Below are 12,220 nucleotides of genomic sequence, written 5' to 3' on the forward strand. Positions count from 1 at the left end.
CCTTCGATAGGGGAATCGTTCGGAAACTTTATATCAGGGCGATGTCAGCGAGGCGACGCCGACGATCTCGACACCGCGACCGGTCGCTTCTTCACTCCACTTGGTGACGGCATCGATGGTCTCGTCGAAGGCAAAGCCCACGCCGATGGCGGTGCCGTTGCGCCGGGCAATGCGCTCCAGCTCGTCCAGCTTCTTGAGAATGGCGTCGGTGCTGACTGTGCCATCGATCTGCAGATCGCCAAAGGCGTGGTCGACGCCCAGCGTTTTGGCCAGTGTCCCTGTCTGGGAGCGGGCGGAAGAGCCGTCATCGAGGAAGAGAAGGCCGCGCTTGCCGACATCGCGCATCACCGGTTCCAGCGCCTTGGCGTCGGAGAGGAAGCGGGCGCCCATGTAGTTCATGATGCCGGTATAGTTCGACATTCGCGCCATGGATTTGTGAAGGTTCTCAAGGTTTGCAGCACTGTTGCGCGAAACGAGAAGCGTATCGGGGCCGGGATTGTTCGTCGGATAATCAAAGGGTTCGAACGGGACCTGCAACAGGACTTCGTGGCCGGTACGGCGGCCTTCCTGCACCCAGCGGGCAAGGCTGTTGCCGGAGGCGGCAAAGGCCAGAGTCACTTCCGGCGGCAGCGTCTTCACGGCGTGCTGGGTGCCCGTCTGGCTGAGGCCCAGCCCGGCGATGACGATGGCGACCCGCGTTCCGCGCGCACCGGACCAGGGGCGGGCAAAATATTCCGAAGGTCGCAGGCCGTCGGTGCCGATGATCGGCAGCTTGCCGAACGGGCTGTCTTCTTCAAGATCGGCATTGGGGAAACCGGCGAGGCGTGCATCCTGGGTGCGGGACCCACCGGAGATCAGCGCGGGACCATCACCGTCGCGGGAGCGTGGCGAGAAGGTGGTGACGACATTGCCGTCGGCGGTCACGGTCTCGCGCACATTGGCGCCGGAACGGGGGGCTTGCCGGTCGAGGCCGACATCGGGCGCGGCTGTCGCTGCGCCAGCATCGGCCTGTTGTCCGATATTTGTCGTCGCTGCCGGTTCAACAGAGACGGGGTCGTCTGCCTTCAGCGTTGCCGGCATGCGGGAGGCATAGATGGAAAAACCGATCACGCCACAGACGGCGAGAAGGCCAAAAAGCCGAACGGGAGAAAAGAGGCCGGACCGCTTGCGCGGTTCCGGCCTTTTTTGTCCCAGCGGTGCGTGCAGATCGGTTTCCACGGCCTGTCCGTTCGCGGGTTGGCGCGAAGCGCCTTACTTATTGACGACCGTTTTTTCCGGGTTCGCCGGGAAGGACGGATCGGTCTTGGTGCCATGGAGCAGGTCCAGCGCGTAGCCGAGCTGGAGGTCGTCCTTGGCTTCCGGCGGCACGTAGGCACCCGAACCCGAGCCCTCTTCGGTCTCGCTCTGGCCCTGAATATGGCCCCGCAGGCTGGATTCGCCTTCGGTGCGTACCTTGCCCTGAAGTTCCGGCGGCAGCGGTTGTTCAACCTTGATGTCCGGCTGAATGCCGGTGCCCTGGATCGATTTGCCCGACGGCGTGTAATAAAGCGCCGTGGTCAGGCGCAGCGCGCCATTGCCGCCGAGCGGAATGATCGTCTGCACCGAACCCTTGCCGAAGGACCGCGTGCCGAGAACGGTGGCGCGCTTCAGGTCCTGCAGGGCGCCAGCCACGATTTCCGATGCGGAAGCCGAGCCGCCGTTGACGAGCACGATCACCGGCTTGCCGTCAGTCAGATCGCCCGGGCCGGCATTGAAGCGGCGGGTTTCGTCCTGATTGCGCCCACGGGTGGAAACAACCTCGCCCTTTTCGAGGAAGGCGTCAGACACGTTGATGGCCTGGTCGAGAAGACCGCCGGGGTTGAGGCGCAGGTCGAGAACATAGCCCTTCAGCTTGTCGGCCGGCACTTCCGCCTTGATCTTCTTGATCGCCTTTTCGAGATCGTCATAGGTCTTCTCGGTGAAGGAGATGATGCGCAGATAACCGACATCGCCACCTTCGACGCGCGACTTGACGGCGCGCACGGCAATGATGTCGCGGGTCACGGTAATGTCGAGCGGCTTGTCGGCACCCTTGCGGATGACGGTTAGCTTGATCGGCGTGTTCACGGCGCCGCGCATCTTCTCCACGGCATCCTCAAGCTTCAGGCCGCGCACGGACTGGCCGTCGATCTCGGAGATGAAGTCACCGGCCAGGATACCGGCCTTGGCGGCGGGCGTGTCATCGATGGGGGTGATGACCTTGACCAGTTCGTCTTCCATCGTCACTTCGATGCCGAGACCGCCGAATTCACCCTTGGTCTGGGTGCGCATGTCCTCGGCATCACGGGCATTCATGTAGCTCGAATGGGGATCGAGCGACGTCAGCATGCCGTTGATGGCGTTTTCGACAAGTTTCTGTTCGTCCGGCGGTGTCACATACTGGGCGCGCACGCGCTCGAAGACATCACCGAAGATCGACAGTTCCTTGTAGGTGGATGCGCCGGCAGCAACAGCGGGCACGACGGCCGAATAAACGACGACCGTGGCCGCGGTACCCATCAATGCACCGGCGAGTACAAGAGAAGCCCTACGAATCATTACGTGCCTTTCCAGCGTCTGTTGCTGACCACCATGGCCGGGAATCGACCGGAGTCTTGTCCTTGCTCAATTCAATGTAAAGCGTCGGCCGGTCCGTTTCCAGCGCCAATGCCGTTGCGCTCGCCACTCTTTTCACGCCCATCGCGGCGATCGGCTCGCCAGCGAAGACGAATCGCCCCGGACGGACCTTCACCTGATCCATGCCCGATAGCACCATATGGTAGCCGTCGCCCAGATTCAGAATAATCATCTCGCCGAAGCTTCGAAAGGTGCCGGCAAATACCACCGACGCATCGGCCGGTGCCGTTACCAGCGCCTCCGGTCCGGAAGCGATCAGCATACCCTGCGAAGCATGTCCGGTGCCGTCGGCATCGCCGTATCGTCTCAGAACATCACCTGCGACAGGATAGTCGAGCTTTCCTTTCAAATCGGAAAATGCATATGCGGGTGCAATGCGGTTTTTATCGGGCACGCTCTGGCTGGCCGCCTCCCTTTCCTTCTGCCGTTCGGCTTCGGAAAGGTTCTTGCGGCGCTCTTCTTCCAGTCGCGCGGCCTCGGCGGCCTTGGCAACGGATTCGATTTCACTTTCCAGTGAGGCGATCAGGCCTTCCAGATTGGTGGCGCGTCCGGCCAGTTCCTTGGAGCGACGGCGCTCCTCGGCAAGCTGTTCGCTGTTTTGCCGCTCCAGCCGGGCATTTTCCGTGAGCAACAGATCCATGCGCTGCTCTTCTTCCAGACTGGCGCTCATGGTGAGTGACAGGTCGGATCGCTCCTTGGCGATCGAGGCCTGGAGATTGGCGAGCGCGGCAAGGTCTGCCACCAGTTTTTCGGTTTCCTTGCGCATGCCGGGCACCACGGCACCAAGCAGAATGGCGCTGCGTACAGAAGCCAGCGCGTCATCCGGCGTCACCAGCAGGGCCGGCGGCGGGTTGCGACCCATGCGCTCCAGTGCAGCCAGGACCTCGGCCAGAAGGCCGCGCCGCTCGCGCAAAGACACGCGCACGCGGTCTTCCTTCACCTTGAGGTCTGAAAGCCGCTTTTCGCTGACCAGCATCTGCGCTTCGAGCTTCTTTCGCCGGGCGGCCGATTCGATCAGGGCGGTGCGCACCGAGGCGGAGCTTTTCTCAAGCGCCTTGATTTCGTCCTGAAGCGTCTGGCTGCGTTCACCGGAAAGCTGGATGGTTTTCGAAAGGTTTTCCAGTTCGGCGCGGGTTTCGTTGCGCTTGCGCTCCAGTTCGGCGGAGGGGCTTTCCGGCGCGTCGATGGCCGGGTCGGAACCGCCGGGCTCGAAGGCGGCAAGCGGCATTGCCGTGCTGCCGGCCAGAACCAGCGCAAGCGTCATCATCGCCGCGCGGGAGCGGAGCCGGGAAAAGATGCTGTGCTTCGGGCCGTGGATCATTGCGCTGCTTTAAAACGGAAGGCTGACCCTAAGCTGATTTGCCCGGCCTCGCCAAGATTTTTCCCGGTACGAACCGGCGCTTAGACGCGATGATACGGGTGGCCGGAAAGGATGGTCACGGCGCGGTAAAGCTGCTCGGCAATGAGAATGCGGACGATCTGGTGCGGCCAGGTCATGCGGCCAAGATTCAGCACCGCATCGGCGCGGGCATGAAGGGCGGGGTCCAGCCCGTCGGCGCCGCCGATGGCCACCATCAGGTCGCGCTTGCCCTGATCGCGCCAGGTTCCGATCTGGTTCGAGAATGTTTCGCTGTCCATCGCCTTGCCGCGTTCGTCGAGCAGCACGAGGACCGCATTTTCCGGCAACGCCTTTTCCAGCAGCGCGGCTTCCTCGCGCTTGCGGGTTTCGGCATTGCCGGCTCGGCTTTCCGCGACTTCAACGACGCGCATAAATTCCAGCCCGGTCGCCGGGCCTGTCTTGGCCAGCCGGTCGAGATAACGCGCGACAAGCTCCTTCTCCGGTCCGGTTTTCAGCCGTCCCACGGCAAAAAGGCTGATGCGCATGTCATTCCGTCCTTCAGGATCACAAAACTATCCGTCCGGCCTGAAGCATCCGGAGCCGCATCCTGTCAATGGCTGCCGTTTCGGGCAGCCGGTCAGTGAACCGTCTCGCCGTCCAGTTCGGGCGCCGACCACATCCGTTCGAGGTTGTAGAACTCGCGGATTTCGGGGCGGAACACATGAACGATGATATCGCCGGTGTCGATCAGCACCCAGTCGCCGGCTTCAAGGCCCTCGACACGCGCCGTGCCGAAGCCTTCATCCTTGAGATCGGAGATGAGGTGTTCGCAGATCGCCGTGACATGCCGGCTCGAACGCCCGGACGTGACGACCATGTAGTCGCCAAGCGCAGACTTTCCAGCGATGTCGATGGAGACGGTATCTTCTGCCTTGGAGTCCTCGAGGCTTGCGAGGACCAGCTTGAACGCACGGGCGGCGGCATCTTGACCGCGTTCCTTGCGGGCGGGAATGGAGGCCTTGACCTCTCCCTTGGTGTGCACTGTTGTCAGATGTATGCCTTTCTCTCGTAACAGGGCTGCACGTTATCCGCTGCTTCAAAGCACCGGATAGGAAAAAGGTGGCATCAAACCCTCCGCATTTCAAGGGTAAGGCTTTTACCCCTCATTCTTTTCGCTTTCGCCCTCCACAAGCGGAAAGGGAATGGGGGCAACCGGCACATCCGGATTGCGCTCGGCACGGTCGCGGTGAAGGGCGGCGCGGGCCAGAAGCATCAGCGTTATCGGCGTCGTCAGCGTTATGAACAGGCCGACCAGAAGCTCGTGGATGGCAAGCCGCTGACCGGTGACGGTAAAGTAGATGATCGAGGCTATGACGATGCCGCCCGTGCCCCAGCTCGTGCCCAGCGTCGGCGCGTGCAGGCGCTCATAGAAATTCTGCAGGCGCACGAAACCGTAGCTGCCAATCAGCGCCAGCGCCGATCCGAGAATCAGGAAGAAGGCGACGGCAATCGCCGCCCACAGCGGAACATCGGCGTTGCTCATCATTCGATCACCTCGCCACGCATGAGGAATTTGGCCAGTGAAACCGTAGCGACAAAGCCGAGCAGGCTGACGATCAACGCGGCTTCGAAATAGACGGTGCGCCCGGTTTCGATGCCGAAGGTCAGCAGCAGCAGCATCGCGTTCACATAAAGCGTGTCGAGGCCGAGTACGCGGTCCTGAGCGCGCGGACCACGCGTCATGCGGTAGACGGCGAGCGCCATGGCGACGGCGAGCATGCTCTGGGCTGCAATCACGGACCAGTAAAGGATGGCGGCGCTCATTCGAAAATCTCCACAAGCAGCTTCTCGTAGCGGTTCTTGATCAGGTCACGCCACTCATCCTCGTCGATCAGGTCGAGAACGTGGAGCAGGAGGGTGCTCTCTCGCGCTTCGTATTCCACCCAGGCCGAACCCGGCGTTGCCGTCAGCACGACGGCCAACAGGGAAAGGGCGGTGGGGTCCTTCAGATCGAGCTTCACATGCATGAAGGCCGAGCGGTGCCCCTTCTGGCGACCCGACAGGATGATCCTGACGACGGCGATGTTGGAGCGCACGATGTCGTAAAGCACGGTGACGAAGAAGCGCGGCAGAAGATACCAGCGCTTCAGCCGGGGCTTGGCGGGGCGCAACGCGGCCATGGACCAGCAGGCGACCAGCGAGACGGTGGCGCCCAAAAGCACATGGCCGGGCGTCACGCTGTTCAATAACAGCCACATGATGGTCAGTGCGAACCAGAGCAGCGGGTAGGGGAGCAGGGTCATGGGCGGGCAGCCTCCTGTCCGATGCGGCGTGCTTCGAAGACCGCATTGATATAGTTGCGCGGTTCGGAAAGCGTCGCCGTCGTTTCCTGCATGTAGCGCATCACCGGGCCGGCGCCGATGGTCAGCACCAGAGTCAGGGTCAGGAGCATGAGCACGGGCGCGACTTCGATGACGAGAACGCGCGGCACCGTGCCTTCGATGGAGGCCCAGAAGGTGCGGATGCCGGAGCGTGTCATGGCGATGAGCGCGCAGAGACCGGAGAGGATGAGAAGCGTCGCTGAAACCCAGCCGGCGGGGCCGATGGCTGCGTCGCTTTCGGCACCCGAACCAATCATGCCCGAAAGGATCGCAAACTTCGCCACGAAGCCGGAAAGCGGTGGCAGACCGGAAAGCAGGATGGCGCAGGCCGAGAAGCAGACGGCGAGAACTGCCATCGTGCCCGGCATGGTCACGCCAATCTCGTCATCCGCATCGTCCTCGTCGGCATCGCCATAGACTTCCATACTCACGGCGAGAACCGAAGCGCCGGCATCCTGTCCGCGTTCGATCAGTTCGATCAGCAGGAAGAAGGCTGCAATGGTGAGCGTTGAGCTGACCATGTAGAATAGCGCGCCGGAGGCCGAAGCCTGGCCGCCGAAGCCGATAATGGTGAGCAGCGTGCCTGTGGAAACCAGCACGGAGTAACCGGCAAGTCGCCCGAGCGCCTGCGAGGCAAGAACGCCGATTGCGCCGAAGGTGATCGTCGCCAGCCCGCCGAAGAGAAGTACCGTTCGCGCCACCTCCGTCAAGGCTGTTCCGTCGCCGGAGGTGAGCATGACGAGGCGCAGGAGGATGTAGATACCGAGCTTTGAAAGAATGGCGAAGATGCCGGCCACGGGCGCGGCGGCGGCACTGTAGGCCGTCGGCAGCCAGAAATTCAGCGGCCAGACGCCGGCTTTAATTAGGAAGACGACGCCCAGCACCGCAAGCCCGGCTTCCAGGAAGACCCGACGGTCGGGTGCGAGTTCGGGCAGGCGCAGTGCCAGATCCGCCATGTTCAGCGTGCCCGCCGTGCCATAGACGAGGCTGACGCCGACGAGGAACAGCAGGGCGGATGCGAGGTTGATGACGAGGTAATGCAGTCCCGCCTTGACGCGAAGCTGGCCGGAGCCATGCAGTAGCAGACCGTAGGAGGCGGCCAGCATCACTTCGAAGAAAACGAAGAGGTTGAACAGGTCACCGGTCAGGAAAGCGCCGTTCAGGCCCATCAGCAGAAGCTGGAACAGTGTATGAAAATGGGCGCCGGAATTGTGCCAGCGCGCCAGCGAGAAGGCGAGCGCGGGGATGGCGAGCGTCGCCGTCAGCATCAGCATCATGGCCGACAGCCGGTCGAGCACCAGTACGATACCGAAGGGGGCTGGCCAGTTGCCGAGCAGGTAGACGCCGCCCGCATTTCCGGCTGCGTTTTCCATGCCGTTGGCCATATGCAGCAGAAGCAACGCCACGGTGAGCATGATGACGGTTGCGCCGAGGCTGATCATGGCCTTGGTGACGCGGCTGCGCTCATCGATGAACAGAAGGATGGCCGCTGCCACGAAGGGCACAAGGATGGGGGCGACGATGAGGTGGTGGGAAAGCCCGGTCATTTCGGCCTCTCCTTGCCGTCAACGTGGTCTGTGCCGGTCAGGCCGCGCGATGCCAGAAGCACCACGAGAAAGAGGGCGGTGGTGGCGAAGCCGATGACGATGGCCGTCAGCACAAGCGATTGCGGCACGGGATCGGCAAGCGTCGAGACGTCCGCGCCGGTGCCGAGCAATGGTGGCGCGTTTACCTTCAGACCGCCGACGCCGAAGATGAACAGATTCACGGCATAGGACAGGAGCGAAAGCCCGACGATGACCTGGTAGGTACGCGGACGCAGGATCAGCCATACGCCCGAGCCGGTCATGACGCCGATGCCGATTGAAAGGACGAGTTCCATCAGCTTTCCTCCGCGGGATTGGGGCTTTCCACCTTGCGGACCCGGTAGGTGCGGATCGACTGGTGGGCGATGGCGATGAGGATAAGCACGGTGGCGCCGACGACCAGCATGAACACGCCGAGATCGAAGATCAGTGCGGTTGCCGCCGGAACCTTGCCGATGAACGGCAGTTCGAGATAGCGCGAATGCGTGGTCAGGAACGGGTAGCCGAGGATCAGCGCGCCGAAACCGGTGGCGAATGCCGTCAGAAGGCCGGCACCCATCCAGCGCAGCGGCAGGATGCGGATGCGATCTTCCGCCCAGCGCGTGCCACCGGCCAGATATTGCAGCAGGAAGGCGATCGCCATGGTGATGCCGGCCGAGAAGCCGCCGCCGGGCATGTCGTGGCCGCGCATGAAGAGATAGACGGCAAGCACGATGACGACCGGAAACAGCCATTGCATGATGACCGAGGGCACCAGCAGGTAATCGCGCACGGTATCGCCGATGTCGCGGTTGGGTCTTGCGTCATCGAAGGCGTTCTGGATGCGCTGCTGTTCCGGTTTGTTGATCGAATCCGCCGCAGGTCGGAATCGGCGCAGCAGCGCGAAGACGGTGAGCGCCACGATGCCGAGAACGGTGATTTCGCCGAGCGTATCGAAGCCGCGGAAATCGACCAGAATGACGTTGACGACATTGCGACCGCCGCCTTCCGAATAGGCCTTTTCGAGGAAGTAGTTGGCGATGGCGTCGGGCACCGGCATGGTCATCACCGAATAGGCGACGAGCGCCATGCCCGTGCCGCAGGCAACCGCCAGCGCGAAGTCGCGGAAACGGCGCAGGCGTGCGGCGAAATTCGCGGCCATGTCGATTTCTTCACGCCGGATCGGCAGCCAGCGCAGGCCGAGCAGAATCAGAACCGTTGTGACGATTTCGACCAGCAACTGGGTGATCGCCAGATCCGGTGCCGACAGCCACACGAAGGTCAGGCAGGTGACGAGGCCGGCACCGCCGAGCAGCACAAGGGCTGCCAGCCGGTGATACTTCGCCTGATAGGCCGCACCGAGGGCGCAGAACATGCCGATGGCCCAGAAGGCCGCGAAGACCGGATCGACCGTCTTGAGCGAGGGCAGGCCCGGCGCATAATCCGAGAAATAGAGCGGCAGGAAGCCGGCGGAAAAGCCGATCGCCGTCAGGATGCGAAGCTGTGGCTGAAGCTGGCGCGTGCCGAACCGGTTTTCCATCCAGCGGGCCCATTTCCATGACACGGTGACGAGGATGCGCTCGAAAATGCGCTGTCCGCGCAGGTGCCGGAAGGCAGGTGGCCCATCGTCGCAGCGGGCGAGGTATTTCTGCAGTCCGATATAGAGGATGATGCCGCCGGCGAGCGCGATGATGCTCATGATCAGCGGCGTGTTGACCCCGTGCCACACCGCGAGCGAATAGTCCGGCGTGCGATCGCCCAGCATGCCGGTCACGCCGGTGTGCAGCAGCGGGCCGATGGAGAGGTTCGGTGCAATGCCGACGACAAGGCAGGCAAAGACCAGAAACTCGATCGGAAAGCGCATCCAGTGCGGCGGTTCATGCGGCTTGGGCTTCGGCAGGTTGGCCGGCGGCGGACCGAAGAAGACGGTGTGGATGAAGCGCAGCGAATAGGTCACCGCGAAGGCGCCGGCCAGCGTCGCAATATAGGGCAGCGCCCGGTCGAGGATCGAATCGGCGTGGGTTTCAACCGCTTCGGCGAAGAACATTTCCTTGGAAATGAAACCGTTCATCAGCGGAACACCGGCCATAGCGGCACTCGCCACCATGGCCAGCGTCGCGGTGATCGGCAGGAAGCGGAAGAGCCCTGAAAGCTGCCGCATGTCGCGCGTTCCGGTCTCGTGGTCGATGATGCCGGCTGCCATGAACAGCGAGCATTTGAAGGTCGCATGGTTCAGCATGTGGAACACGGCGGCAACGGCGGCGAGCGGACTGCCAAGGCTGAGCAGCGTGGCGATAAGGCCAAGATGGCTGATGGTCGAATAGGCGAGAAGCCCCTTCAGATCCTGCTGGAACATCGCGAAATAAGCGCCGAGCAAAAGCGTGGCGATGCCGCAGAAGCCGAGCAGCCAGAACCACTCATAAGTGCCAGAAAGGGCGGGCCAGAGCCTTGCCAGCAGAAAGACGCCGGCCTTCACCATGGTGGCCGAATGCAGATAGGCCGAAACCGGCGTGGGCGCGGCCATGGCATTCGGCAGCCAGAAATGGAAGGGAAACTGGGCGCTCTTCGTCAGCGCGCCGATCAGGATGAGGACAAGCGCCGTCAGATAGAGATTGTGGCCGCGAATGAGGTCGCCGGAGGCGAGAACCGTGTCCAGATCGTAGGAGCCGACGATATGGCCGATGACGAGTACACCGGCCAGCAGGCAGAAGCCGCCGATGCCGGTTACGGTCAGCGCCATGCGGGCGCCGTCGCGGGCATTGGCGTTGTGGTGCCAGTAACCGATCAGCAGGAAGGAGAAGAGGCTCGTCAACTCCCAGAAGATTGAAAGCAGAATGAGGTTTCCGGACAGAACGATGCCGAGCATGGCGCCCATGAAGGCGAGCAGCAGCGAGAAGAAGCGCGCGATCGGGTCTTCAGACGAGATGTAGTAGCGTGCATAGACCACGACCAGCACGCCGATCAGTGTGATGATCATCGAGAACAGCCAGGCAAAGCCATCCATACGCAGCGCGAAATTAAGCCCGAGTTCCGGAAGCCATTCGAGCGTGAGGCGCACGACGCCGCCATTGCGAACGAAGGGGTAGAGGCCAGCGGTCACCAGCAGGGCCGAAGCGGCCACCGAAACCGCCAGCCAGGCAGGCAGCACATGCTGTCCCCGTCTCGGCAGAAACGAGGTGGCGAGACTGCCGACAAAGGGCAGGGCCAGAAGAAGGAGGAGAAAGACGCCGGTCATCGGGACTTGGGTTGCTTTCGGTTCTAGCTGAATCGGATTCGGGCATGGAAAATACGCCCGGAATGAGGCATCGCGGTGCTTTCACCTTTTGTCTCGCCCCGTCAGTTTTCCGGCTTGGGAGGATTTCCGGCTCTTCGTGGCGATGGTCAGGCACCTGCCCGACCGCGTCTGGCGCAGCCGGATTGCATCACGTCCCGTCAGGCCGGAGGGCCGCGCGCGTCGAGCTTTTCCACCTTGGGACGCTGGGAAGCCGCACCTTCAATGGGTGGCGACGCGCCTCGCCGCGTGAAAGGCGCCAGAAGGACCATGGCCGGCGGCGGCAGAAAATCGACCTGGGCGGAAGGTCGCGCAGCGTGAATCTTGGTGGGCTGGTGCAGCTTGCGGCACTCGGCCTTCAGGAGGTTACCCGCGGTAACCTCAGGATTCAGAAGAAAAATGCGGGGGGAAACGGGTTGTCCGCTCGATGTGCGCTCGGCTGTCTGCCCGCAGGGCGCGGAAAAGAAGAACAGAAGGCAAGCGAAGGCGATGGTGAAGGAAAAAAGGCGTGCAGAATGGCCCGCTGGCCTGACTGCTTCTTTATGCCTTCCGAAAAACAAAAAACACCTCCCGCTCGCTTGTGCGACCGTCCGAATCCTCACTGAAATCAACGATGAAGCCACTATAGGCGGTGGAAAACACGCTTGTCCAGCATTGCGGGCACAAGAATTTGTGTCCGGCGACTTATTTCGTGACAATGGCCTGCCGCGCGTGCTCAACATGAAGGATATGGTCCCTCAGAAGGGTCGTGGCCACCTCGGCCTGCTTCATCGCGTCCGTCCGCGTCGTTTGCCTGCGGGTGTGGCTGTCGGGCGGCAGGCAGAGCAGGCCAAGGGCGCGTGCAAAGTGCGGAGCGGATGGCCGCTGATTCGCAATCTGCAAAACCGGCATGCTCATAACGGGAGGCGGTCTTCCCGGATGAAGGGGTAAACCGAAAAGAGGTCGTCGGCCCTCGACGGGGTGGCAGGAAATCACGATAGTGTCACCGAAAACCTGCCACCCGGAGCAA

Annotated in this window: 12 protein-coding genes; 1 reads left to right on the plus strand and 11 read right to left on the minus strand. The window is 62.4% G+C overall.

Going from position 1 to position 12,220, the window contains the following annotated elements:
• Positions 1-33: 33 nt before the first annotated feature.
• The 11 genes from GGQ66_RS13415 to GGQ66_RS13465 form a co-directional block, all read right to left on the minus strand.
• On the minus strand, positions 34-1,218 hold the full coding sequence (locus tag GGQ66_RS13415; RefSeq protein WP_370686348.1) for a divergent polysaccharide deacetylase family protein: 1,185 nt from the start codon (positions 1,216-1,218) through the stop codon (positions 34-36).
• Positions 1,219-1,251: 33 nt separating this feature from the next.
• Complete coding sequence (locus GGQ66_RS13420; RefSeq protein WP_183793232.1) at positions 1,252-2,577, minus strand: S41 family peptidase; 1,326 nt, start codon at positions 2,575-2,577, stop codon at positions 1,252-1,254.
• On the minus strand, positions 2,567-3,922 hold the full coding sequence (locus GGQ66_RS13425; RefSeq protein WP_183793305.1) for a murein hydrolase activator EnvC family protein: 1,356 nt from the start codon (positions 3,920-3,922) through the stop codon (positions 2,567-2,569). The genes GGQ66_RS13420 and GGQ66_RS13425 overlap by 11 nt, the downstream gene beginning before the upstream one ends.
• 134 nt (positions 3,923-4,056) lie before the next feature.
• Entirely contained in the window at positions 4,057-4,539 is a 483-nt protein-coding gene (gene rlmH, locus GGQ66_RS13430; protein WP_183793233.1) for a 23S rRNA (pseudouridine(1915)-N(3))-methyltransferase RlmH, read from the minus strand.
• Between the two features lie 92 nt (positions 4,540-4,631).
• On the minus strand, positions 4,632-5,069 hold the full coding sequence (rsfS, locus tag GGQ66_RS13435) for a ribosome silencing factor (protein ID WP_237358922.1): 438 nt from the start codon (positions 5,067-5,069) through the stop codon (positions 4,632-4,634).
• A gap of 81 nt (positions 5,070-5,150) precedes the next feature.
• On the minus strand, positions 5,151-5,537 hold the full coding sequence (mnhG, locus tag GGQ66_RS13440; protein WP_370686349.1) for a monovalent cation/H(+) antiporter subunit G: 387 nt from the start codon (positions 5,535-5,537) through the stop codon (positions 5,151-5,153).
• A complete protein-coding gene (locus GGQ66_RS13445; protein ID WP_183793235.1) occupies positions 5,537-5,818 on the minus strand; it encodes a K+/H+ antiporter subunit F in 282 nt (93 codons plus the stop codon). Before GGQ66_RS13445 ends, mnhG begins: the two co-directional genes overlap by 1 nt.
• A complete protein-coding gene (locus GGQ66_RS13450; RefSeq protein ID WP_183793236.1) occupies positions 5,815-6,297 on the minus strand; it encodes a Na+/H+ antiporter subunit E in 483 nt (160 codons plus the stop codon). The genes GGQ66_RS13445 and GGQ66_RS13450 overlap by 4 nt, the downstream gene beginning before the upstream one ends.
• Positions 6,294-7,922, minus strand: a complete 1,629-nt coding sequence (locus GGQ66_RS13455; protein WP_183793237.1) for a monovalent cation/H+ antiporter subunit D — start codon at positions 7,920-7,922, stop codon at positions 6,294-6,296. The genes GGQ66_RS13450 and GGQ66_RS13455 overlap by 4 nt, the downstream gene beginning before the upstream one ends.
• Positions 7,919-8,257, minus strand: a complete 339-nt coding sequence (locus GGQ66_RS13460; protein ID WP_183793238.1) for a Na+/H+ antiporter subunit C — start codon at positions 8,255-8,257, stop codon at positions 7,919-7,921. The genes GGQ66_RS13455 and GGQ66_RS13460 overlap by 4 nt, the downstream gene beginning before the upstream one ends.
• Entirely contained in the window at positions 8,257-11,175 is a 2,919-nt protein-coding gene (locus tag GGQ66_RS13465; RefSeq protein WP_183793239.1) for a monovalent cation/H+ antiporter subunit A, read from the minus strand. The genes GGQ66_RS13460 and GGQ66_RS13465 overlap by 1 nt, the downstream gene beginning before the upstream one ends.
• Positions 11,176-11,610: 435 nt before the next feature.
• Between GGQ66_RS13465 and GGQ66_RS13470 the strand changes: the two genes are divergently transcribed.
• The gene (locus GGQ66_RS13470) at positions 11,611-12,141 is read left to right on the plus strand and encodes a hypothetical protein (RefSeq protein WP_183793240.1); all 531 of its coding nucleotides are present in this window, start codon (positions 11,611-11,613) and stop codon (positions 12,139-12,141) included.
• Positions 12,142-12,220 lie beyond the last annotated feature (79 nt).

It is taken from the genome of Allorhizobium borbori (genome assembly GCF_014196535.1).
In the GTDB taxonomy this organism is placed as follows: Bacteria; Pseudomonadota; Alphaproteobacteria; order Rhizobiales; family Rhizobiaceae; genus Ectorhizobium; species Ectorhizobium borbori.

Coding starts and splice junctions, on each gene's coding strand:
- mnhG (WP_370686349.1), bottom strand. CDS start 5,537: ATGAGCAACGCCGATGTTCCGCTGTGGGCGGCGATTGCCGTCGCCTTC.
- GGQ66_RS13420 (WP_183793232.1), bottom strand. CDS start 2,577: ATGATTCGTAGGGCTTCTCTTGTACTCGCCGGTGCATTGATGGGTACC.
- GGQ66_RS13465 (WP_183793239.1), bottom strand. CDS start 11,175: ATGACCGGCGTCTTTCTCCTCCTTCTTCTGGCCCTGCCCTTTGTCGGC.
- GGQ66_RS13425 (WP_183793305.1), bottom strand. CDS start 3,922: ATGATGACGCTTGCGCTGGTTCTGGCCGGCAGCACGGCAATGCCGCTT.
- rlmH (WP_183793233.1), bottom strand. CDS start 4,539: ATGCGCATCAGCCTTTTTGCCGTGGGACGGCTGAAAACCGGACCGGAG.
- GGQ66_RS13455 (WP_183793237.1), bottom strand. CDS start 7,922: ATGACCGGGCTTTCCCACCACCTCATCGTCGCCCCCATCCTTGTGCCC.
- GGQ66_RS13450 (WP_183793236.1), bottom strand. CDS start 6,297: ATGACCCTGCTCCCCTACCCGCTGCTCTGGTTCGCACTGACCATCATG.
- GGQ66_RS13445 (WP_183793235.1), bottom strand. CDS start 5,818: ATGAGCGCCGCCATCCTTTACTGGTCCGTGATTGCAGCCCAGAGCATG.
- GGQ66_RS13470 (WP_183793240.1), top strand. CDS start 11,611: ATGCGGGGGGAAACGGGTTGTCCGCTCGATGTGCGCTCGGCTGTCTGC.
- GGQ66_RS13460 (WP_183793238.1), bottom strand. CDS start 8,257: ATGGAACTCGTCCTTTCAATCGGCATCGGCGTCATGACCGGCTCGGGC.